General features: G+C 75.0%; 18 protein-coding genes. 8 read left to right on the forward strand and 10 right to left on the reverse strand.

All coding sequences use genetic code 11. From position 1 onward, the window contains the following. Positions 1-1,511 (reverse strand): Hsp70 family protein (locus ACZ6TV_RS37585; protein WP_465303068.1); only part of this gene is annotated, 1,511 nt, incomplete at its 3' end. Between the two features lie 71 nt (positions 1,512-1,582). On the opposite strand from ACZ6TV_RS37585, the gene ACZ6TV_RS37590 reads away from it, so the two are divergent. After that, positions 1,583-2,161: an MBL fold metallo-hydrolase gene (locus ACZ6TV_RS37590; protein WP_465303070.1), complete on the forward strand. Its 579-nt coding sequence runs from the start codon at positions 1,583-1,585 to the stop codon at positions 2,159-2,161. A gap of 43 nt (positions 2,162-2,204) precedes the next feature. Here ACZ6TV_RS37590 and ACZ6TV_RS37595 read toward each other — a convergent pair whose 3' ends face one another. Continuing rightward, entirely contained in the window at positions 2,205-3,047 is an 843-nt protein-coding gene (locus tag ACZ6TV_RS37595; protein WP_465303072.1) for an expansin EXLX1 family cellulose-binding protein, read from the reverse strand. Positions 3,048-3,181: 134 nt separating this feature from the next. On the opposite strand from ACZ6TV_RS37595, the gene ACZ6TV_RS37600 reads away from it, so the two are divergent. The 3 genes from ACZ6TV_RS37600 (at position 3,182) to ACZ6TV_RS37610 (ending at position 8,246) form a co-directional block, all read left to right on the forward strand. Then, on the forward strand, positions 3,182-5,326 hold the full coding sequence (locus ACZ6TV_RS37600) for a fibronectin type III domain-containing protein (protein WP_465303074.1): 2,145 nt from the start codon (positions 3,182-3,184) through the stop codon (positions 5,324-5,326). A gap of 32 nt (positions 5,327-5,358) precedes the next feature. Beyond that, positions 5,359-6,753, forward strand: coding sequence for an alpha/beta hydrolase family protein (locus ACZ6TV_RS37605; protein ID WP_465303076.1), 1,395 nt, complete (start codon positions 5,359-5,361; stop codon positions 6,751-6,753). A gap of 125 nt (positions 6,754-6,878) precedes the next feature. Then, the gene (locus tag ACZ6TV_RS37610) at positions 6,879-8,246 is read left to right on the forward strand and encodes an FAD-binding oxidoreductase (protein WP_465303078.1); all 1,368 of its coding nucleotides are present in this window, start codon (positions 6,879-6,881) and stop codon (positions 8,244-8,246) included. Between the two features lie 125 nt (positions 8,247-8,371). On the opposite strand, the gene ACZ6TV_RS37615 is transcribed toward ACZ6TV_RS37610, so the two are convergent. Next, positions 8,372-9,832, reverse strand: a complete 1,461-nt coding sequence (locus ACZ6TV_RS37615; protein WP_465303080.1) for a hypothetical protein — start codon at positions 9,830-9,832, stop codon at positions 8,372-8,374. Continuing rightward, positions 9,829-10,368: a SigE family RNA polymerase sigma factor gene (locus tag ACZ6TV_RS37620; protein ID WP_465303082.1), complete on the reverse strand. Its 540-nt coding sequence runs from the start codon at positions 10,366-10,368 to the stop codon at positions 9,829-9,831. The genes ACZ6TV_RS37615 and ACZ6TV_RS37620 overlap by 4 nt, the downstream gene beginning before the upstream one ends. Before the next feature lie 180 nt (positions 10,369-10,548). Here ACZ6TV_RS37620 and ACZ6TV_RS37625 point away from each other — a divergent pair, with 180 nt between their 5' ends. Next, positions 10,549-12,765 (forward strand): MMPL family transporter, encoded by a 2,217-nt coding sequence (locus tag ACZ6TV_RS37625; RefSeq protein WP_465303084.1) that lies wholly within the window; start codon positions 10,549-10,551, stop codon positions 12,763-12,765. A 419-nt stretch (positions 12,766-13,184) separates the two neighbouring features. Next, complete coding sequence (locus ACZ6TV_RS37630) at positions 13,185-13,403, forward strand: hypothetical protein (RefSeq protein ID WP_465303086.1); 219 nt, start codon at positions 13,185-13,187, stop codon at positions 13,401-13,403. A gap of 571 nt (positions 13,404-13,974) precedes the next feature. On the opposite strand, the gene ACZ6TV_RS37635 is transcribed toward ACZ6TV_RS37630, so the two are convergent. Then, the gene (locus tag ACZ6TV_RS37635; RefSeq protein WP_465303088.1) at positions 13,975-14,829 is read right to left on the reverse strand and encodes a LysR family transcriptional regulator; all 855 of its coding nucleotides are present in this window, start codon (positions 14,827-14,829) and stop codon (positions 13,975-13,977) included. Between the two features lie 69 nt (positions 14,830-14,898). Between ACZ6TV_RS37635 and ACZ6TV_RS37640 the strand changes: the two genes are divergently transcribed. Continuing rightward, positions 14,899-15,789, forward strand: a complete 891-nt coding sequence (locus ACZ6TV_RS37640; protein WP_465303090.1) for an EamA family transporter — start codon at positions 14,899-14,901, stop codon at positions 15,787-15,789. 157 nt (positions 15,790-15,946) lie between these two features. Here the strand turns inward: ACZ6TV_RS37640 and ACZ6TV_RS37645 are convergent, their stop codons facing one another. From ACZ6TV_RS37645 to ACZ6TV_RS37660, 4 genes are all read right to left on the reverse strand, one after another. After that, on the reverse strand, positions 15,947-17,344 hold the full coding sequence (locus tag ACZ6TV_RS37645) for a HAMP domain-containing sensor histidine kinase (RefSeq protein WP_465303092.1): 1,398 nt from the start codon (positions 17,342-17,344) through the stop codon (positions 15,947-15,949). A 167-nt stretch (positions 17,345-17,511) separates the two neighbouring features. Next, on the reverse strand, positions 17,512-18,207 hold the full coding sequence (locus ACZ6TV_RS37650) for a response regulator transcription factor (protein WP_465303094.1): 696 nt from the start codon (positions 18,205-18,207) through the stop codon (positions 17,512-17,514). 30 nt (positions 18,208-18,237) lie between these two features. Next, the gene (locus tag ACZ6TV_RS37655) at positions 18,238-19,527 is read right to left on the reverse strand and encodes an alpha/beta hydrolase domain-containing protein (RefSeq protein ID WP_465303096.1); all 1,290 of its coding nucleotides are present in this window, start codon (positions 19,525-19,527) and stop codon (positions 18,238-18,240) included. A 140-nt stretch (positions 19,528-19,667) separates the two neighbouring features. Continuing rightward, on the reverse strand, positions 19,668-20,051 hold the full coding sequence (locus ACZ6TV_RS37660; RefSeq protein ID WP_465303098.1) for an STAS domain-containing protein: 384 nt from the start codon (positions 20,049-20,051) through the stop codon (positions 19,668-19,670). Positions 20,052-20,214: 163 nt separating this feature from the next. On the opposite strand from ACZ6TV_RS37660, the gene ACZ6TV_RS37665 reads away from it, so the two are divergent. Then, positions 20,215-21,432, forward strand: coding sequence for a PP2C family protein-serine/threonine phosphatase (locus ACZ6TV_RS37665; RefSeq protein ID WP_465303100.1), 1,218 nt, complete (start codon positions 20,215-20,217; stop codon positions 21,430-21,432). A gap of 39 nt (positions 21,433-21,471) precedes the next feature. Here the strand turns inward: ACZ6TV_RS37665 and ACZ6TV_RS37670 are convergent, their stop codons facing one another. Further along, entirely contained in the window at positions 21,472-22,530 is a 1,059-nt protein-coding gene (locus ACZ6TV_RS37670; protein WP_465303102.1) for a hemolysin family protein, read from the reverse strand.

Raw genomic sequence — 22,530 nt, forward strand, 5'->3', positions numbered from 1 at the left:
TGCGCCGCAGCCCCCGGCGCCCCGGAGACAGGCGCCGCAGCCCCCGGCGCCCCGGAGACAGGCGCCGCAGCCCCCGGCGCCCCGGAGACAGGCGCCGCAGCCCCCGGCGCCCCGGAGACAGGCGCCACGATGCCCGGTGCCCTGGAGACAGGCACCGCGCCCCCCGGCGGCCTGAAGACAGAAGCCGCGGCCTCCGGCAACCAGGACACCGGCGCCCCGGAAGCCGGGATTCCGGACGCCGGCGCCGCGGAGACGGGAGCGGTGATGCCGGCGGCCGGGGGCGTGGGCGAGAACCCCGGCATCCCCGACCCGCCCGGCGGCCCGGGGGCAGCGGACGGGAGCGGGACGCACAGGCTGCCCTGCGCGACGACGAGCTCGGGCTGCTCCAGTACCGTCGGAGCGAGCCGCAACCGCCGGTGCAGCATCGTCGCGGCGAGCGGGAGCCGGCTCGAGCCGCCGACGAGGAACAGTGCGTGGACGTCGGGCGGGGTCAGGCCGGCGGCGCGGATCACCGCCGCGGTCGTCGCGACCGTCCGCTCGACGAGGGGGCGGGCCAGCTGCTCCAGCTGCTCCCGGCCCAGGACGACGACGTCGTCGACGATCGGCAGGTGCAGCTCCGTCGCCGCGGCGCGGGACAGGGCCTCCTTTGCGGCGCGGACGTCGTCCCACAGGCCGCGCCGCAGCCGCAGGTCTTGCGCCGAGGCGGGACTGCCCAGCCGCTGCCACGCCTGCGGGTCGCGGGTGGCGTGGACGGCGCCGAGGTAGCTGACGACCGCCGCGTCGACGTCGAGCCCGCCGGTCTCCCGCAGGCCCTCCTCGGCCAGGACCGTGAACCCGCTGGCGTCGCGCCGCACGGCCGAGGCGTCGAAGGTGCCGGCGCCGAAGTCGTACACGACGATGCAGCCGCCGGCCGGGACGTCGACGCCGGCGGTGGAGACGAACCAGGCCGCGGCCGCGACCGGCTCGGCGACGAGACGCGCCGGGCCCAGACCGGCGTCGGCGGCCGCGTCGAGCAGGACCTGCCGGCGGCGCGCCCCCCACGTCGCGGGGCACGTCAGCACCACCTCCGAGAAACCCCACGTCGCGGGGCGCGCCGGCCCGACCTCCGGGAAACCCGACGTCGCGGGGGGCGTCAGCACGACTTCCGAGAAACCCGACGTCGGCCCGACCTCCGGGAAACCGGCGACGCGGGCGGCCTCCGCGCCGACCCGCCGCAGCACCGCCGCGATCAGATCCCGGACCGGGACCTCGGCGCCGCCGAGCAGGACGGCCGTGTCGTCGACGCAACGCTTCGGGTTGGGCTCCAGGCTCTCGGGCCGGACCCGGCCGCCGTGCAGTGCGTCGCGGCCGGCGAGGAGGTCGCCGCCGGGGGCGCGGTACACGGCCGACGGCAGCGTCGGGCTCCCGTCGAAGATCAGCGGGCGGATCGTGCCGTCGGGCCAGGCGAGCGCCGCGACCGTGTTCGTGGTGCCGAAGTCGACGCCGAGCCGGAACCCACCGCCGCTGACCATCCGGCAATGGTAGACGGGCCCGTGCGGCGCCCGGTCTCGCCCGGGAGCGCGGGGAGGGGCATGCTGGGGGCATGAGTGATCGGCCGATGGCGGCGACCGCCACGTATGACGTGCTGCACACCGGCTACGCGGGCGACGGCGTGGCCTCGACCGTCGGGTTCGTCCGGGACGGCGACGTCCTGCTCGTCACCGACCCGGGCATGGTCCGCGACCGTTCCCTGATCCTCGGCCCGCTGACGGCGCTCGGCGTCGACCCGGCCGAGGTCACCGACGTCGTGTTCAGCCACCACCATCCCGACCACACGCTCAACGCGGCCCTGTTCCCCAACGCCCGCTTCCACGACCATTGGGCGGTGTACCAGGGCGACCGGTGGGACGACCGGGACGCGGAAGGCTTCGAGCTGACACCGTCGATCCGGCTGATCCGGACCCCGGGCCACACCCCGGAGGACATCACGACGCTGGTCGGCACGGCGGGCGGGGTCGTCGCGTTCACGCACCTGTGGAACACGGCCACGTCGGTCGGCGACGACTACGCCACCGACCTCGCCGCCCTGCACCGGGGGCGCGAGCGCGTCCTCGCCGTCGCCGACATCGTCGTCCCCGGCCACGGCCCGGCCTTCACCCCGTCCGCGGACACCCCGCGCTGAGCCCCGGCGGCCGACCGGGCCGGCAGACGGGCCGGCAGGCGGGTCAGCAGACGGGGACGGCGCTGGTGACGGCGGCCTCGACCGGCGCCGGTGCGGCGGACGACGGGGCGGCCGGCGACGGGGACGGCGAGGGGGACGGCGACGGTGACGGGGGTGCCGGGCTGTACATGAGGGTGCCGGTCTGCTGGAACGCCGACTGGCCCAGGGCGACGCCGGCCAGTGTGACCTGGTGGCCGGCGACGTCGGTGACGCGCAGGGTGACCGGGCCGGTCAGCCCCGACGGGCCGGTCCAGGTGTTGTCGGTGTTGTGCTTCAGCGGCGTCCAGCCGGCGCCGGCCTGCAGCTCCACAGTGGACAGCCGGTTGCCGTGGTTGTCCAGGACGACCGACAGCGACGAATAGCCGGTGCCGCCCTTCGCCCTGACCTTCAGCGGGCCGGGCAGCGCCGGGTCGCGGACGGTGCCGTAGGTGATCTTGATGATGCCGGAGCTGACGTCGCCGATCCGGGCGAACGCGGCCTTGCTCAGGTCGATCTTGCCGGCCGGGCAGGACGGGCACTGGTCGACGACCTGGACGTTGGTCGTCTGACCGTTGGGGCCGGTCACGGCGAGGATCGACCCGCACGCCGCGCCGCCCGCCCACTCCGCCGGGCCGATCGCGGCGTAGCCGTCGCTGGACGGGGCGCCGAGGTTGCACATGCCGTTGCGGTTGGTGCTGTAATACGACGCGCTGCCGCCGCGCACGTTCTCCACCACCGGATCCCGCTGTGGCGGCGCGGCGGCGCAGGCGGCGTTGCCGCTGTCCTGCAGCACGAGCACGATCGAGACGACGACGGCGAGGACGCCGCCCGCGGCGGGGACGATCCAACGCAGGTGACGGCGGTCCATGGGTCCGGGAGTCTAGAAGCCGTTTCGGTTTTGGGGAAATCGACGACCTGCCCGAATCGCGTCCGGCAAAACACGAAATTGGGTAATTTGGCGGTACCTACCGCACGGGGCGGTCTGACGGTGGAGGACCGCGAATGCGCAGGCTGCTGTATGCCCTCGGGGCACTGGTGAGCGTCGCCGTCGGCGGCGCGGTCGCCCTCGCGGACCCGCCGGTGGACTGGCCGGCGTCGGCGTGGCCGATGTGCGCGGCCCCCACGGACCAGTACTGCATCGAGTCGGCGAACGTGACCCCCAACGGCGGGGTCGAGGCCACCGCGGCGTCGTTCGGGCTCTCGGCGACCGTCACCACCCTGGGCGGTTACGTGACGTCGTTCAACTGGTCGGTGGCCGGCTTCGACGCCGACGGGGTGAACGCGGCCGTCAGGGCGGGCGAGGTCGAGCTGACCGTCCGCACCGGCACGTTCGTCCCGCGCTACACGATGGCTCTGGCCAGGGATCTGCGCGTCACCCGTACCACCGACGTCAACACCGGCAACCACACCCTGGTCATCGCCGGGCGCGTGACGCAGATCGACTGGACGACCGGGGACAAGTTCGCGTCCTGCGTGGCCGGCACCGACTGCGGCGACGAGAACACGATGGCGGACGAGACCGGCACCGGCTCCAGGTTCATCGGCAACACGCAGGACATGCAGACCTGGGACCAGGCGGCACGCGACGCGTTCGACGGCTTCTACCTCGCCTCCGACGCGCAGGCCCGGCCGACGGTGGTGCAGTACGCGACCTACCCGGACCCGTACTGGTACCTGTCGGTGCTCGGCAACCCGCACCTCGACATGCACGGCGAGCCGGTCCGCGGGTCGTTCAACGCGTTCGTCCCCGGCGGCTACTTCACGTCGCTGAGCACCACGGCGTCGGCGGCCGCCACGGTCGGCTTCGACGTGCTGGGCATCGACTCGGTGACCAACGCGCAGGTGCCGATCCCCGCGACGGTCACCGAGGTCGACGGCGGGGTCATGCTCGACGTGCCCGACCTCGGCTACTCGATCCGGCGGATCGAGGTGTACAACCGGGCCTCGACAGCGACCCAGGACACCGTGCCGGGCAAGCCCACGGCGGTGCAGGCGGCCAACGGCGCCGGCGGCGTCGGCGTCTCGTGGACCGCGCCGGTCAGCAACGGCGGCAGGGCGATCACGACGTACCAGGCGCGGGCGTTCTCCGCCGGTGGCGGCGTCGCGGGCGACTGCGCGGCGACCGCCCCGGCGACCACGTGCACGATCGCGGGGCTGCCGGCGGGGGCGAGCTACTCGGTCGCGGTCAGCGCCACCAACGCCATCGGCGAAGGCGACCCCAGCACGCCGCGGGCGAACGTCTCGGTCCCGAACGTGACCCCCACACCGACGCCGACCGTGACCCCCACGCCGACCCCCACGCCGACGGTGACCGCCACACCGGCCCCCATGCCCACCGTGACCCCCACATCCACGCCGACCCCCACGCCGACGCCGACCCCCACGAAGACCGCGTCGCCGACGCCGAGCGCGAGCCCCTCGACGCCGCCGGTCGCCAGGCCCGGCGCGCCGGTGGGCGTGACCGCCGCCGGCGGCGACGCGCGGGCCACCGTCGGCTGGGCCACCCCGGCCGGCACCGGCGCGGACCTGCCCACCGGATACACGGCGACCGCGGAGCCCGGCGGGCGCACCTGCACCGCCCCGGCCGGCGGCACGTCGTGCGAGCTGACCCAGCTGACCAACGGCACCGCGTACACGGTCACGGTGCGGGCCACGAACGCCGCCGGCGACTCCCCGTCCAGCTCGGCGGTGACGGTGACCCCGGCCGCGCCGACGCTGCCGGCCACCGTCCCGACCGGCGACGGCACCCCGGACACGTCCGGCGGCGCGGCGTTCACGCCCACGAGGCGCACCACGACGCTGAAGGGCTCCGGGTTCGCGCCCAACTCGCCGGTGACCGTCGGGATCTACTCCACGCCCGCCGCGCTGGTGACCACGACGTCCGACGCCGCCGGTGACGTGTCGGTCGAGGTGACCATCCCCCCGGGGTACAGCGGCAGCCACACCCTCGCGATCAGCGGCATCGCCCCCGGCGGCGCCCCGCGCGTCCTGACGCTCCCGGTGACGGTCGCCGCGGCGGGCGGCTCGCTGCCGGTCACCGGGCCGCCGGTCGGCCTGCTGGTCGCGGCGGGCCTGGCGCTCGTCGGCGCGGGCACCGTGATCCTGCGGTCCGGAACAAAGCGCACTAGGAGTGCACACAGTCGTTGACAGCGAGGCATCGACGGGCGTCTCATGGGTGGATGCGCAGCGCAGCGTCGTTGATCTCCGCCGTCGTCATGGTCGCCGCCGTCCTCGCCGTCCCGGCGCCCGCCGCGGCCGCGGACCCGCCGGTCTGCGGCCCGCCCGTGGCCAGCACCACCCGGCCCGGCTACACCGTCGCCGACCCGGACTGCGACGTCACCGGCGCCCCGTTCGCGCCGGTCGGCGGGTCCACGGTGTGGACCGGGATCGTCGACGGCGCCGCGTTCCGGATCGAGAAGCCGGCCGCCTGGAACGGCGAGCTGGTCCTGTACGCGCACGGGTACCGCGGCCTCGGCACGACCGTGTACGTCGACAGCCCGTCGCTGCGCGCCCACTACCTGGCGAAGGGCTTCGCCTGGGCGGCGTCCAGCTACCAGACGAACGGCTACGACGTCGGTCAGGGCGTGCGCGACTCGTACGACCTGATCGCCCGCTTCAAGGAACGCACCGGACTGCGCCCGTCGGCGGTCTACATGACCGGGGCGTCGATGGGCGGTCACGTCACCGCGGTCGCGATCGAGAAGCACCCGCAGGCGTTCGTCGCCGCGATGCCCGTCTGCGGCGTCCTCGGCGACGCCGAGCTGTTCGACTACTTCCTCGACGCCAACGTCACCGCCGCCGCGCTCACCGGCACGACCATCACGTTCCCGGCGGCGCCCGTCGACCCGTCGTTCCAGGAGGTGTACCGCCAGCAGGTGGCCCGGCAGGTCCCCCTCCTCGGCCAGGGGGCGGGGCTGACCGACCTCGGGCGGACGTGGGGCGGCTTCGTCGAGCAGCGCAGCGGCGGCACCCGGCCCGGCTTCGACAACGCGATCGCCTACTGGAGCGCGCTGCCCGGCATCCCGCCGCTGACGACGGTCCCGTTCCTGTTCGGCGTGTACCCGGGCCTGAACGGCGGCACCGCCGGCATCGCCGAGGGCAACGTCACGTCGAACCGGCTCACCCTGTACCAGAACGACGACAGTCTCTGGCTCAACCGCGACGAGCTGCGGGTCAACCGCGCCGCCCTGCGCGTGGACCGCACCGACCTGCCGTCGCGCGACCTGACCGGCGTGCCGCGCGTCGACGGCCGCCCGCGCGTGCCGGTGCTGTCGATGCACACGATCGGCGACCTGTTCGTGCCGATCTCGATGGAGCAGGTGTACGCGAAACGCGCCGCACTCCAGGGGCGCGGCAAGCTGTTCGTGTCCCGGGCGGTGCGCGCCCTCGGGCACTGCGAGTTCACGGTGCCGGAGCTCGCCCAGGGCTTCGACGACCTGGTCGCGTGGGTGCGGACCGGGCACCGGCCGGCCGGCGACGCGATCCTGGACCGCCGGGCGGTCGCCGCCGCCGACTTCGGCTGCCGCTTCACGCTGACCCAGCGCCCGGCGTTCGGCCCCGCCTGCCCGGCGTGAGCCCGGCCGCGGGGCCTTCGGCGGCGCAGGCTTTGAGCGGTGACCAAGCGGCTGTTAAGTGCGGCCGCGCACGGTGGGTCTTCCGGCGTCCTCGTTCGACGGCGCCCTGACCCGAGGAAACCTTCATGACGCTGTCCTTCGCCGATCTCGCCGCCGCCGTCGACGGCCCCGTGTTCCTGCCCGACGACGACGGGTTCGCCGGGGAGATCTTCGCCTGGAACGTGGCGAACCCGCACAGACCCGTCGTCGCCGTCGGCGCCACCTCCACCGCCGACGTCGCCGCCGCGGTCCGCTGGGCCGGCCTGCACGGCCTGCCCGTCGCCGTGCAGGCCACCGGGCACGGCGCGGTCCGGCCCGCCGTCGGCTGCGTGCTCATCACGACGAACCGGATGCAGGACCTGTTCGTCGACCCCGAGGCCCGCACCGCCCGCGCCGCGGCGGGGGTGCGGTGGTCACGGATCATCGAGGTCGCCGCGCCGCACGGCCTCGCGCCGCTGAGCGGCTCGTCGTCGCAGGTCGGCGTCGTCGGCTACACCCTCGGCGGTGGGCTCGGGCTCCTCGGCCGGACCTTCGGCCACGCCGCCGACCACGTCCGCTCGATCGAGATCGTCACGGCCGGCGGCGACGTCCGTACCGTCGACGCCGACAACGAACGCGAACTGTTCTGGGCCGTGCGCGGCGGCAAGGGCAACTTCGGGATCGTCACGGCCGTCGAGTTCGACCTCTTCGACGTGCCGTCGCTCGCCGGCGGCGGGTTCTACTTCCCGGCGACGCACGCCGCGGAGGTCCTGCACGCCTACCGGGCGTGGGCGCCGGCACTGCCGGAGCGGATGAACACGTCCCTCGCCCTGCTGCGCCTGCCCCCGCTGCCGCAGCTGCCGGAGCCGCTGCGCGGCGCGTTCGTCGTGCACCTGCGGGTGGCGTACCTCGGCGACGCCGGCGACGCGAAGGACATCCTGGCGCCGATGCTCGCCGCGGCGCCCGTGCTGCTCGGCGGCGTCGGTGACCTGCCCTACCAGGCGGTCGACTCGATCCACCAGGACCCGGTCGACCCGACGCCGACCCGGGAACGCGGCGTGCTGCTCGGCGACCTGACCGCCGAGACCGTCGACGGGCTCCTCGCCGCCGCCGGCCCGCGGGTGGACGTGCCGCTCGTCATGGTCGAGCTGCGGCACCTCGGCGGCGCGCTCGCCCGGCCGCCGGCCGTCCCGAACGCGGTCCCCAGCCGGGACGCCGCCTACTCGCTGTTCGTCGTCGGGCTCGGCGTGCCGGAGCTCGCACCGGTCGTCGACGCGGTCACCGGCGCGGTCCTGGCCGCGGCCGCCGGCGACACCGTCCCGGGCGGGCTGATGAACTTCTCCGGCGGCGCCGGACCCGAGGCGCTGCTGGCGAACTGGCCGGCCGCCGACCGGGACCGGCTGCTGCGGGTGAAGCGCACCTACGACCCGGCCAACATGTTCTCCACCAACCAGGCGCTGCTGCCGCCTTCCTGACAGGTGCTGCCCGTGCGGACCCGGCCGCGGTCACGGCCGGGTCCGCGCCGGGTCCGTGCCGTGCCCGCGCCGGGTCCGTGCCGTGCCCGCCGGCCTGGTCCGGTGCGGTCCGCGGGGCTCGCGGATCACGGCCGGGTCTGTGCCGTGCCCGCCGGCCTGGTCCGGTGCGGTCCGCGGGACCGGCGGATCACGGCGGCGACGAGCCAGACGGCGAGACCCAGCAGCCACAGGGCGACGAACACCGTGGTCGCCGCCCAGCGGGCGAGGGGGAGCACCGACGGCGACGGGGACGGGCCGCCGAACGCGCCCGCCGCCACCAGGTCCACGGCGACGTCGAGGTCCCAGATGACGCCGCGCGGCCCGCGCAGGAGCACCGTGGTGCCGCCGCGCTGGTCCAGGGCGAGGAGGTCGACGTCGATGACGGCGCGGTACGCGTCCGGCGCGTCGTAGGCGGGTCCCTGCTGGGACTCCTCGTCGAGGTAGCGGACGACGACCGCGGTGCCGTCGCGCTGCCAGCCCGCGAGCTTGGCCGCGGCGCCGCCGAAGGTGGCGAAGGTCCGGCCGGTGGGGGTACCGGAGCCGCTGGACAGCACCGTGAGCCGCCAGGTCCGGTCGTTGCGCTCCGCGTTGGTGCAGGTGCTCGTGCAGCCTTCGGCGATCGTGAACACGGCGATGCCGTCGGCGGACCATGCCCAGGGGCCGCCGAGCATCGCGCCGTCGGGGAGGGTGGTGAGGCGGCGGCGGCCGCCGCCGGTCGTGTCCAGCAGGGTGAGGTCGCTGCCGGTCTGCACGGCGACGGTCCGGCCGTCGGGGGAGAACGCGGCCCTGCCCGGTCTGGTGCGGCCGAGGGTCAGCAGCCGGGTCGTCGCGCCGGAGCCGAGGTCCAGCAGCCACAGGGTGCCGTTGTCGGACTCGACGGTGTCGGACCCGTCGTAGGCGCCGCTCCACCAGGCGGGTGCGCTGTACCGGCGGATCAGCAGCCGAGTGCCGTCGGGGCTCCACGCGATGGGGTCGATGTTGCCGGCGCCCGGGTAGCGGCGCTCGTCGCCGGTGCCGAGGTCCACGACGGACACGTCACCGCTGCCGGTGCCGAGGTGGCTCAGGTACGTGCCGTCGCCCGCGACGCGCCGGCCGTCGGGGGACAGCAGCACGTCCTGGCCCGCCTGCAGGTAGGTGTTGCCGTAGGGCAGGACCCGGTAGGAGCCGTCGCGACCGATCGCGCTGATCCGGCTGCCGTACGTGAACGGCAGGTCCATGCTCTGGTAGCCGCCCCCGCCGCTGACGAGGAGGGCGGCCGGGCCGCGCGGGTCGCCCGCCACGCTCGCCTGCCACGGCCACGGCTGGTGCAGCCTGCCCGGCACGGCGCCGCCGCCCTCGGCCGGCAGGACCGCCGGACCCGGCAGCGCGGCGAGGGGGAGTGCCGCCGCGAGGGCCACGAGCGCCGCGACGATCACCCGGCGGGTGCGGTGCCGGCGGCGGCCGCGGCGCCACAGGTCCGCCGGGACGCGGGCGGCCGGCATGTCGTCGGCGGTCTCCGTGAGCCGCCGGGCGAGTCCCTGGGATTCTTGGGCGGGCAGCCGCGTCATCCGCGCACCTCCAGTCGGTCCGTGTCGCTTGCCAGTCCGGTGTCGCTCAGCAGCGCCGGGGCGATCGCCCGCAGCCGCGCCAGGGCGTCGCGGGTGTTGCTCTTCACGGTGCCGACGCGGCAGCCGAGGATGTCGGCGGTCTGCGCCTCGGTGAGGTCCTCGAAGTACCGCAGCACGATCACGGCCCGCTGCTTCGGCGCGAGCCTCGCCAGGGCGGCCCGCACGGCGACGCTGCCGGTGACGGCGTCGGTGCCGTCGGGGGCGGGCCGGTCCGGGGGCTGCGCGACGGGCACGGTCCGGCCGCGGTGCCGCCGCCACGCGGTCACGTGCTGGTGGTAGAGGACGCGGCGGACGTACGGGTCCGGGTCGCCGCCGGCCGCGATCCGCCCCCACCGCCCGGCCACCCGCAGCAGCGTCTCCTGGACCAGGTCCTCGGCCAGGTGCCGGTCGCCGGTCAGCAGGTACGCGATCCGGGACAGCGCGGCGACCCGCTCCCGCACGTACGCCAGGAACGACTCCTCAGCGTCCACTTCCACCTCCACACCCTCAGACACGCCGCCGGGCCGCCGGCGGAGGGGTGGCCGCCCGGGATTTCTTGCGTACGCTGATGACTACGGCGAGTTGCGTCGATTGTTGCGTCGATTTGGGTGGGCGGGTATGAAGGGGGCAACAATCACTTCGATCGTCGAACTATCTGGTCTTCGAGAGGTTAGAGCGTGGGCACACGTGTGGCAGCGGCCGTCACCGGCCGGCTCGGCGCGGTCCTGATCCTGCTGGTCACCATCGGGCTGACCGCGCTGGTGTTCCTCAACTCGCCCGCGCAACCCGAGGCGGAGCCCGGCGACGGGCTGCCCGCCGGCAAACAGTCGACGGAGGTGACGCAGCTCGCCGACCGGTTCGCCAGCGGCCGCGCCGAGGTCGCCGTCGTCGTGTACGAGCGCCGCGACGCACCACTCACCGACGCCGATCGCTCGATCATCGAGCGGACCCGGACGACGGTCGGCGGCCAGGCACCGGCGGTCGTCGCCGAGGACGGCCGGGCGGCGCTGCTCCCGGTCACGCTCACCGGCGAGGGCGACGACCTGTCCGCCGCCGTCGACAAGCTCCGCGAGACCGTCCGCGGCGGGCTCCCGGACGGGCTGACCGCGCAGGTCACCGGCGGCCCCGCGTTCGGCCGGGACATCTCCGCCGCGTTCGAGGGCGCCGACGTGACCCTGCTGATCGCGACCGCCAGCGTCGTCGCGGTGCTGCTGCTCATCACGTACCGCAGCCCGCTGCTGTGGATCGTCCCGCTCGTCGTCATCGGCGTCGGCGACCAGGTCGTGGCGAAACTCCTGCCGTGGGTCGCCGTGCTCGTCGGCGAACGCACCGACGCGTCCGTCAGCGGCATCGTGTCCGTGCTGGTCTTCGGCGCCGGCACCGACTACGCGTTGCTGCTGATCTCGCGGTACCGCGAAGAGCTGCGCCGCACCGAGGACCGCCGGGAGGCGATGCGGGTCGCGCTGCACAACGCGGCACCCGCGATCGTCGCCAGCGCCGGCACCGTCATCCTCGCCCTGCTCACGCTGCTCGCCGCGGTGCTGACCGCCAACCGGACGCTCGGCGTGGCCGCCGCGATCGGCGTCGCCGTCGCGCTGTTCTTCGGCCTCGTCGTGCTGCCCGCGGCGCTCGTCTGCCTGCCGCGCGGGATCTTCTGGCCGTTCGTGCCGCGCCTGGGCAGCGACGACCCGACCACTCGCGGCCTGTGGTCCCGGGTCGCGCACGCCGTCGGCCGGCACCCCGCCCGGGTCCTCGCCGGCGCCGCGGTCCTCCTCGCGCTGCTCACCGCGGGCCTGCTGAGCACGTCGATCGGGCTGTCGCAGACCGAGCAGTTCCGCACCGAGGTCGAGTCCGTCACCGCGCAGGACGCCCTCGCCAGGCACTTCCCGGCCGGGTCGTCCCAGCCCGTGACCGTCATCGTCGTCGCCGCGACCGCACCGCAGGCCGCCGCTGCCGTCGAGGGCACCGGCGGGGTCGCGGCCGTCGGAAAACCGGAGACCTCCGACGACGGCGCGCTCGCCAAGCTGCGCGTCGACCTCCGCGACGCGTCCGGGACGCCCGCCGCGGACCAGGCGGTGCGGGACCTGCGCACTGCCCTCGCCGCGATCCCGGGCAGCGACGCGCTCGTCGGCGGCGCGCCCGCCGCGGACCTGGACAAACGCGACGCGTACAGCCGCGACAACATGATCGTCGTGCCACTGGTCCTGCTCGTGGTGCTCCTCGTCCTCGTGGTCCTGCTGCGCTCCGCCGTGGCGCCGGTGCTGCTCCTGCTCACCGTCATCGTCAGCTACGCCGCCAGCGTCGGCGCGGCCGGCCTCGTCCTGCGGCACGTCCTGGACATCCCCGCCCTGGACGCGGGGGTGCCGCTGCTGAGCTTCCTGTTCCTGGTCGCGCTCGGCGTCGACTACAACATCTTCCTCGTCACCCGCGCCCGGCAGGAGGCGGCCGCGCTGCGCGACACCCGCGCCGGCGTGGTCAGGGCACTCGGCGCGACCGGCGGCGTCATCACCTCGGCGGGCATCCTGCTCGCGGCCGTGTTCACGGTCCTCGGGGTGCTGCCGGTCATCGTGCTGACCCAGATCGGCGTCATCGTCGGCATCGGCGTCGTCCTGGACACCCTGGTCGTGCGGACCGTCGTGGTGCCGGCGATCGCCCTGCTGCTCGGCGAACGCTTCTGGTGGCCCGCCCGTCCCGCTACTGCCCCCTCCACCGGCGTTCCGGACAATTCCGGCATGTCGGATGGTCCCGGCGACGGCGCGGACATTCCGGATGGCGGTGCGGACATTCCGGGCGGCGGTGCGGCGGGCTCGGATGCGGCGCCCCCGTCGGGCGGCGGTTCGCACCATCCGGGTCGCCACGTCGCGACCGGGCCGGCGGGCCGGCACGCCGGGTGAGTGGCTGGACGGAGAGGTGACGGCGCGCGCCGACTGGGTTGGCGCGTTGTGGCCGGGTCGGCGGGTGAGCGGCCGGGCGGAGGTGACGGGCTCCGACCTCGGTGCAACGTTCGCGTGCGGCGCACCGACCGGGCCGGCGGGCCGGCACGCCGGGTGAGTGGCCGGACGGAGAGGTGACGGCGCGGGCCGACTGGGTTGGCGTGTTGAGACCGGGTCGGCGGGTGAGCGGCCGGGCGGAGAGGTGACGGGCGCGACCGGGGCGGCACTTCGCGACCGGGTCGGCGAGCCGGCGGGCCGGGGGAGTGGCCGAGCAGGGAGATGACGGGGCGCGCCGACCGAGGCGGCACGTCACGACTGGGCCGGCTGGTGAGTGACCCGGCGGAGAGATGACGGCCCCAACCTCGGCGCCACGTTCGCGTGTGGCGCGCCTATCGGGGCGGCACGTCGCGACCGGGCCGGCGGGGCGGCACGCCAGGTTCTCCCCCGACGGCCGGACCGTCGCCGTGCAGACCGGCAGCGACCTCACCCTGCTGGACACGACCGGCGGCCGCCGCGTCCTCACCACCCTCCCCGACGGCGCGATGCTCGGCGGCCCCTGGGCGTGGTCCGCCGACGGCATCGCCGTGTTCACGATGTGAGCGGCTGGGCGGAGAGATGGCGGGGGCGCGCCGAAGCCGGGAGTCGGTGTACGCGCTCGTCGCCTCCCGCGCGACCGACGGCGTCCTGCGATGGCGCCGGCGTGCCCAGGCGGACCGGTGGTTCGCGGTGGCAACGGTGCGCCCAGGCGGGCGGCGCGCTGCGGTGGCAACGGTGCGTTTGTATGGCCGGCGTGCGCGGTGGTTTCCGGTGCGCCGCGGTGACACCCGGTGACCGGCCGCTGGTCGGCCGTGCGCGTCGCGATCGTCGTCGGAAGCGGTGCGGCGTTGCGTTCACGTGGCGGAGGAGTGGCGCGGGCCTCATGGTCACGGCCTGCGGCGCCGTCCGGTCGTGGTCGCCTGCGGCGGTCGCAGGAGCGACGGCCGGGCACTCCCGTCACGGGCGCCCGGAAGCGGGGGCGGCGTTGCGTTCACGTGGCGGAGGAGCGGTGCGGATCGCATGGTCACGGCCTGCGGCGCCGTCCGGTCGTGGTCGCCCGCGGCGGTCACGGGAGCGACGGACGGGCGCCCCGCCATGGGCGCCGGGGCGGACGGGCCGCGCGGGGGAGAGTGCTCAGCGCCTGACGACGTCGTGGGCCAGGCGGAGCAGGTCGGGCACCGCAGGGTGGGTGAAGGGCTCGCGCCACGCGAGGATCACGTCGACCGGTGGGGCGTCGGTGAGGGGGACGTAGCGCACGGCGGGGTTCGGGTGCATGGCCGCGGTTGCCGCCGGGGTCACGCCGACCGCGTCGCCGGCGATGATGACCGACAGCCAGTCGTCGGTGTTCTTCACGGGGACGAGCTGCGTCGGTGCGGCGTCGGCCGGCCACAGCGCGAGGGTCGTGCTGCCGGTGACGGTGTTCAGGGCCAGGGGCTCCGCGGCGAGGTCGGCGAGGGTCAGCGACGCCCGGCCGGCGAGCGGGCTGTCGTCGGCGACCGCGGCGAGGCGCGGCTCGCGCATGAGGTGGGCGGTGTGCGCGCCGGGCACGTGCGGCGGGCCGCGCAGGACGGCGACGTCGACCGCGCCGGACGCGAGGCCCGCGCTGCGCTCGTCGAGGCGGAGGAGTTCGAGCACCGTCTCCGGATGCGTGCGCTTCCACTTGCGTTGCAAGGTGGTGGTGTACGCGCCGAGCGCCGACCACGCGTGCCCCAGCCGGACCGGCCGGCCGCGGTGCCGTCCGGGGTCGAGCGCGTGCTCCACGGCCGCCACGGCCGCGGCGGCGTTGCGGCGGAACTCGTGGCCCGCCGGGGTCAGCGCCAGGTGGTGGGTGGAGCGGTCGACGAGCCGGACCCCGAGGTGCGCCTCCAGCTGCTGCAGGGTGCGGGTCAGCGCCGGCTGTGTCAGGTGCAGCCGGGCCGCCGCGCGGGTGAGATTTCCCTCTTCCGCGATGGCGAGAAAGCCTCTGAGGTGCCGCAGCTCGATGGTCATGCGCGTCAAGCATAACCAGCTGTGAAACGGCATTTCCGATGATCCGCCGCGCTGCCTAGCGTGGCCCGTGTGACCGACGTCCTCACCGCCCCCGCCCCTGTCGCCGCTCAGCCCGCCGGGCGCGCCGGTGGGGTGTGGCGGGTCCTCGCGTCGCAGACGTCCGTCCACAGTGGAGCCGCCGTCGCCACCACGCTGTTCCCGATCGCCGGGGCGGCCGGGGTCGTGTCGATGCGGCTCGTCATCGGTGCCGCCCTGCTCGTCGCGGTCGGCAGGCCGAGGCTCAAGGGGTACACCCGCCGCCAATGGATGCTCGTCGGCGTCTTCGGTGCCGTGCTCGCCGGGATGAACCTCGCCTTCTACGCGGCCATCGCGCGCATGCCGATCGGGCCCGTCGTCACCCTGGAGGTGCTCGGGCCGCTGGCGCTGTCGGTGGTCACCGCCCGGCGGCGGGTCGCGTGGCTGTGGGCGCTGCTCGCGCTCGCCGGCGTCGGGCTCCTCGGCGGTGGCGGGTTCGACCAGCTGGACCCCGTCGGGGTCGGGTTCGCGTTCCTGGCCGGCGGCGCGTGGGCCGGGTACATCATGTTGTCGTCGCGGACCGGCGCGAGCTTCCCGAAGCGGGACGGGCTGACCCTCGCGATGCTCGTCGCGGCCGTCCTCGCGCTGCCCGCCGGGATCGTCACCGCCGGAGGGACGCTGCTCGAGCCGCGGGTCCTGGCGCTGGGCGCGGCGGTGGCGGTGCTGTCGTCGGTGCTGCCGTACACGTTCGAGCTGACCGCGCTGCGCCGCCTGCCGACGTCGACGTTCGCGGTGCTGATGAGCCTCGGCCCGGCGATCGCGGCCCTCGCGGGCTTCGTGATCCTGGGGCAGGACCTGCACCCGGCGCAGATCGCCGCGATCGGCCTGGTCGTCGCCGCCAGCGCCGGCGTCGTCCTGTGGAAGGACCGCCCCGCGACGGCGTGACCGGCGGGCGGTCAGGTGACCGGCGGGCGGCTACGTGACCGGCCGGCGGCTACGTGATTAGCGGGCTGCCACGTGACCGGTGGGTGGCGTGACCGGTGGGCGGCTACGTGACCGGTGGGCGGCCAGGTGACCGGTGGGTGGCGTGACCGGCGGGCGGTCAGGTGACCGGTAGGCGGATGGTGACGACCGTGCCGTGCGGGGTGTTGGGGCCGGCGGTGACGGTGCCGCCGTGCTGGGCGGCGGTCTGCGCGACGATCGCCAGGCCCAGCCCGGACCCGGGCATGCCACGGGCGGCGGGCGCCCGGTAGAAGCGGTCGAAGACGTGCGGCAGGTCGTCCGCGTCGATGCCCGGCCCCTCGTCGGTGATCCGCAGCACGCACCAGCCGTCGTCCGCCGTCAGCCGCGTGTGTACGGCGCCGCCCGCCGGGCTCCACTTCGCGGCGTTGTCGAGGACGTTGACGAGCATGCGTTCCAGCTCGTTCGGCCGCCCGTGGACCGTGACCGGCCGCAGGTCGGTGCCGAACGTCACCGACGGCACCCGGATGCGGACCCGGTCGACGGCGGCGCCGACGACGTCGGTCAGCTCGACGTCCTCGGCCGGCTCCCGGGCCGTCTCCTCCCGGGCCAGCTCGACGAGCTCCGTGGTCAGCGTCGCCAGCTCACCGACCTGCGCCTCCAGGTCCCGCAGCAGCTTCGCCCGCTCCTCCGGCGGCAGCCGGTGCGCGAGGTCCGGCTGCCGCTCCACCGCGAGCAGCAGCTCGATGTTGGTCCGGATGCTGGTCAGCGGCGTCCGCAGCTCGTGCCCGGCGTCCTCGACGAGGGCCCGCTGCGACCGGCGGGCGGCGTCGATCGCGGCGAGCATCGTGTTCACCGACTGGCCGAGGCGGGCGATCTCGTCGACGCCGTGGATCGGGACGGGCCGGTTGAGGTCCATCGTGACCGCGACGTCCTCGACGGCCTCCGTCAGCTGCTGCACCGGCACCAGCCCGGCCCGGGCGACGGTCCGGCCGAGGGCCGCCGCGCCACCGGTGCCGACGACGCAGCCCGCGGCCATGAGCAGGCCGAAGACGGCCAGGGTGCGGTTGGCCGGGCTCTGGTCGACCGCCACCTGCACCGCCCCGCCGCCGCGGCCCGCGGACACGGTCAGCATCAGGTAGCTGTGCTCGTCGAGCTCGACCTGCTCCTGGTGCTGCGCCTCCTGCCCGGCCGCGACCCGCCGGGCCCCCTCGGTCACCGGCAGCCCGTTCGTGGAGCGGGAGGTGACGGCGGCGTCCCGGCCGAGGATCTGCCAGCGCGGTCCGATGTCGCGGCGGAACCGCAGGTCCCTCCTGCCGCCGGGGCCGGCCGGCGGTGGCCCGTCGCGCCACTGCTCGGGCTGCGCGGCGATCGACCGCGCGTCGGCGTCCAGCTGGGACCGCAGCTGCTGGCGCTGGATCTGGAACACGGCCGCGAACGCGATCCCGGCCACCGTCAGCACGGCGGCCGCGACGGCCGCGGTGACCAGCAGCGACAGCCGGTCGTGCAACGTCCGCCGCCGCCACCACCTGGCGAACACGCTCCGCGACGCACCTGTCCGCGGCGGTACACCTGCCCGTGACGCACCTGTCCGCGGCGACGGACTTGCCCGCGACGCACCTGCCCGTGACGCGGTCCCGCCGGGCGGAAGCGCGGCGCCGCCGTCCGGGTTTCGCGCGGCGTCCCCGCCGGGTGGCCGCGCGGCGCTCACAGGGGTTCCTCGCGCAGGACGAAGCCGACGCCGCGGACGGTGTGCAGCAGGCGGGGACGGCCGTCGGCCTCCAGTTTGCGGCGCAGGTAGCCGAGGTACACGTGGATGCTGTTGGACGTCTCGCCGAAGTCGTAGCCCCACACGTGCTCGAACAGCACGCCACGGGTCAGGACCTGCCGCGGGTGCCGCAGGAACACCTCCAGGATGGTGAACTCGGTGCGGGTCAGCCGCAGCGGGTGCTCGCCCCGCCACACCTCCCGGGTCGCCGGGTCGAGGCGCAGGTCGGCGAACGCGAGCGTGTCCGCGGCCGGCCGGGCCGGCGCGGTGAGCAGCGACCGGCGCAGCAGCGCCCGGATCCGGGCCAGGAGCTCCTGCAACGCGAACGGTTTCACGAGGTAGTCGTCGGCGCCCGCGTCGAGGCCCGCGACCCGGTCGCCGACGCTGTCCCGGGCGGTGAGCATCAGCACCGGCACCAGCAGCCCGTCGCCGCGCAGGCGCCGGCACGCCTGCAGCCCGTCCATCCTCGGCATGCTCACGTCGAGGATCATCGCGTCGGGCTCGTCGGCGTGCGCGGCGTCCACGGCCTCCTGGCCGTCGCGGGCGGTGTCGACCCGGTACCCCTCGAACCGCAGCGTCCTGGCCAAGGAGTCCCGCACGGCGGCGTCGTCGTCGACGACCAGGATGCGCGGCATGGTCCCATGATGACCGGCCCCGCTAAGCGTTCAATAAGAAACGATGTTCTGCCAGGCGTCGGCGGGCAGCAGGTAGCCGGCGTGGACGTTCGCCACGTCGGCGAGGATCGCCTTCGCCGGCCGGGCGCCGCGGTGCGGGTACAGGCGCCGCAGCGTCGCCTCGTCGAACGGCTGATACGTGCCGAACAGCCGGCAGAACGTCTCACCGGTGTTGTCGCCTGTGTTGAGCGCCGTCGGCACCGACACCTGCGACAGCCGGATCCCGCCGGCGGCGAGCCCGAGCGCGTCGCGGGTCTTCGTGCCGTCCGCCTCGAACCGCAGCGGCGGCGCCACCGGCGGCGGGGTGCCCCGCCGCACCCAGCGGATCAGGTGCTCGTAGGCAGCCGCGACGACATGGTCCATGGGCACCCTGGAGAACGGAGGGCTGCCGCACGTGTACTGCGGTGCCGCGCCCAGATCCCGCACGGAGATCGGCGCCCGGTACTCCTGCCCGCGCCATCCCGAGTGCGCGGCGCCCGCGACCTCCCACCGGCGGAACCGGTCGGTGTCCGCAGGCCGGTCAGGGGTCCGTACGTCGGTCTCGGACAGCACCTGGAACACCGGCTCCTTCCCGGCGCGGGTCGGCGCGGACCCGACGACGAACGCGTACCCGTCGAACACGGGCGTCACCTTCGGCAGGATGCTCTGGTAGTACACCGTCATCCTGGCCGCGGACTGCGACGCGCCGATCGCCAGCGTCGTGCCCGCCCGCAGCCTCGCCCGGAAGGCCGCGGCCGCCTGCGCGTAGATGTCGTAGGACAGCTCGTCGGCGGTGAACCGGCCGCCGCCGGTGACGTCGAGGGTGCCGTACCGGGCGGGGCTCCAGCCGCGGAGCTGATCGACCCCGACCCGCTGCGCCGACACGCCGACCCACGCGTGCCCGGCCCGGGTGATCGCGTCGAAGTCCCACAGCGCGTCGAGGTCGTATCCGGCGGTGACGTTCTGCCACTCGACGAGCGCGGTGCCGCTGAACCGGAGCTGCCGCGCCGGCCGCCGGACGACGACCCTGGTCCGGAACGGCACGTCCGCGGCGACCTGGTTGCCGGCCGTGTCGTAGCCGTCGGCGGTGCCGGCGACGAGGAACTCCTCCTCGACGTAGCCGGCCCCGGCGAGGTCGTCGGTGGTGGAGAAGAACGGATAGGTGTCCGCGACGTCACCGGCCTTCGGGTCACCGGGCACGGCGCCGGGCAGCGGGCCGGTGACGGTCGCGCCGCCGGGTGTTCCGCCCGCGGCGGCGGGCACGGCCGGCGCCGCCAGGCCCAGGATCAGTGCGGCGGACATCGCGAGTCGTAGCGGAGCACAGGGTCCCATGCATGCCACCTTCGGCCGTCGCGGCGGCCACGGCATCGGTGGAATCGCCGGTCAGGCCCGGCCATGCCCCCGGACGGCCACCGTGCGGAAGGCCGCAGGTCGCGACGGGGTCAGGTCCGGCCGGCGGTGGCTTCCTCGACCGTCGCGTAGCGGGGGAGGATCCGGTCGAGGTTGGTGATGTGCAGCACGTTGTCGACCAGCGGGCGGGTGCCGGAGAGCCGCAGCCAGCCGCCCGTGGCGGTGAGCTCCGACCGGGTCCTGACGAACAGGTTGAGCCCGCTGGAGTCGCACATCGGCACGTCCGACAGGTCGAGCACGACGCCGAGGGCGGGACGGCCGGTCAGGGTGGACAGGGCGTCTGCCAGCGGGGCGAGCGTGTCGTAGAGGACCTTGCCACGCACCGTGACGACGGCCGCGCCGTCGCGTTCGGCGACATCGGCGGTGACCCGCTCGTCCGACGGCCTCGACTCGTCGCGGTCCAGGGAGTACTCCACGACCCGAGCGTAGCGGCTCCCGCGGGGCGGTCCCAGGGTCCGTTTCCGGCGCGGCGCGGATGGGAATCCGTTATATCGGTCGCGGTGATGAAACGGCTGCGACCCGAGTGACGGGAGGGTCGCGGACGCGACCGTGTTTGGTTTGCCGAGGGGTGAGCGAGGCATGGCGGCGACGGTGGAAGCGCGCTGGCTCGAAGCGTTCAGCGCGATTCTGGACGGATCGCATCTCTTCCAGCCCGACGGGCTGGCGACGGCCGTGGACGAGGCCCTGGCGCCGCTGGGGATCGGGGCCACGATCTACCTGGTCGACGAGGAACAGCGCACGCTGCGGCCGGTGCCGCGCCCCGGGCACCCGCTGCCGGACCCGAAACCGGTGGAGACGACCGTTGCGGGGCAGGCGTTCGCGATGGTCAGGTCGACGCAGAGGGGCGACGACGGGTGGTGCGTGCCGATGGTCAACGGCACCGACCGGCTCGGCGTGGTCGAGTTCACCCTCGCGGCGCAGGAGTCGCAGCTGCGCGACGGGACGTTGCGGGCGCGCTGCGAGACCCTCGCCGGGCTCATCGGTCACCTGGTGACCGTCACCTCCCACAAGGGTGACTTCCTCGCCCAGGTGCGCCGCTCCCGGCCGATGACCCCGGCCGCGGAGCTGCTGCGGCAGCTGCTGCCGCCGCTGACGTCGGCGTGCGAGCGGATGGTGATCAGCGCGATCCTGGAGCCGTGCTACGACGTCGGCGGCGACGGGTTCGACTACGCGATCGACGGCGCGCGGGCCAGGATCGTCATCCTCGACGCCGTCGGGCACGGCCTCGCCGCGAGCCTCGCGTGCGGGGTGGCGATGTCGGCGATGCGGGCGGTCCGCCGCGCGGGCGGTGACCTGCGGGCGCAGGCCCGCGCCGCGGACACGGCGCTGACCGAGCAGTTCCCCGAGAGCCGGCTCGTGACCGCCGTCCTCGCGGAGCTCGACCTGGAGGCGGGGCGGCTGCGGTACATCAACGCCGGCCACCCCAGGCCGCTGCTGCTGCGCACCGGGCGGGTCGTGCGGGACCTCGGAGCCGGGCGCCGCATGCCCCTCGGCGTCCACGACGACGTCGAGGTGGCCGAGGAGGACCTGGAGGGCGGCGACCGGCTGCTGCTCTACACCGACGGCGTGACGGAGGCCCGCGACGCGGCCGGTGAGGAGTTCGGCGTCGACCGGCTCATCGACCTCACCGAACGGCACGCCGCCGCCGGGCTGCCCGCGCCGGAGACCCTGCGCCGCCTGGCGCACGCCGTCGCCGAGCACCAGGGCGGCGCGCCGGCCGACGACGCCACCCTGGTCCTCGCGGAGTGGTCCCCGATCGCCGCCCGGCGCAGCGCCCCCTACAACATCACCCACTGACACCCGGCGTCCTGACCCGCGGGCCGGCGCGGTGGTGACTCACCCGCCGACGCGCGCCGCCGGGGTGATCGGGTCGGTCTCGTCGTCGAACTCGCCGATGACCTCCTCCAGGAGATCCTCCAGGGCGACCAGGCCGACGGGCGTCCCGCCGTCAGTGGCGACGGCCAGCTGTGCCCTCGACTCGCGCATCGACCGCACCGCGGCCAGCACGCTGGTGCGCGCGGGCAGGGTGAACGCGGCGATCATCAGGTCCGCCGCGGTGGCCGCGGTGCCGGCCGTCGTGGCCCGCAACGCGTCGCGCACGTGCACGACACCGATGACACCGCCGGACGCGTCGACGACGGGGAAGCGGGAGCGGCCGGTGGCCTGGTTCGCCTGCTCGACGTCGGCGGCGCTGGCCGCCGACGGTACCGTCACCATGTCCGCGCCGGGGGTCATCACCTCGGCGATCGTGGTGCCCTGCAGCTGCAGCATCCGGCTGAGCAGCTCCTGCTGGTCCTGGGCGAGCGTGCCGTGCTGGCGGGAGGACTCCAGCAGCATCATCAGCTCCTCGGGCCCGTGCGCCGCCGACAGCTCGTCCTGCGGCTGCACCTTGATCAGCCGCAGGCAGGCGTTGGCGAGCCCGTTGAGCAGGGTCAGCAGGGGGCGTACGAGCCGGGTGAACGCCCGGAACGGCAGCGCCAGACCCTTGGCGGAGCGCTCCGGGTCGCTGATCGCCCACGACTTCGGGGCCATCTCGCCGACCACCATGTGCAGGAACACCACGACGGCGAGGGCGATCAGGAACGAGATCGGGTAGCTGAACCGCTCGGGGACGCCGGCGCCGTGGAACAGCGGGTCGAGCAGGTGCGCGATCGCGGGTTCCGCGAGAGCGCCCAGCCCCAGCGAGCACAGGGTGATGCCGAGCTGCGCACCGGCGAGCATCAGCGACAGCTCCCGGCTGCCGGCGAGCGCGGCCCGCGCGGCCCGGCTGCCGTCGGCGGCGGCCTGCTCCAGGCGGTGCCGCTTGCTGGCCACGAGCGCGAACTCGGCGGCCACGAAGAACCCGTTCGCCGCCAGCAGCAGCGCCGACACCAGCAACGCCCATCCCGTGCTCAT

Source organism: Dactylosporangium sp. NPDC051087 (assembly GCF_055586325.1).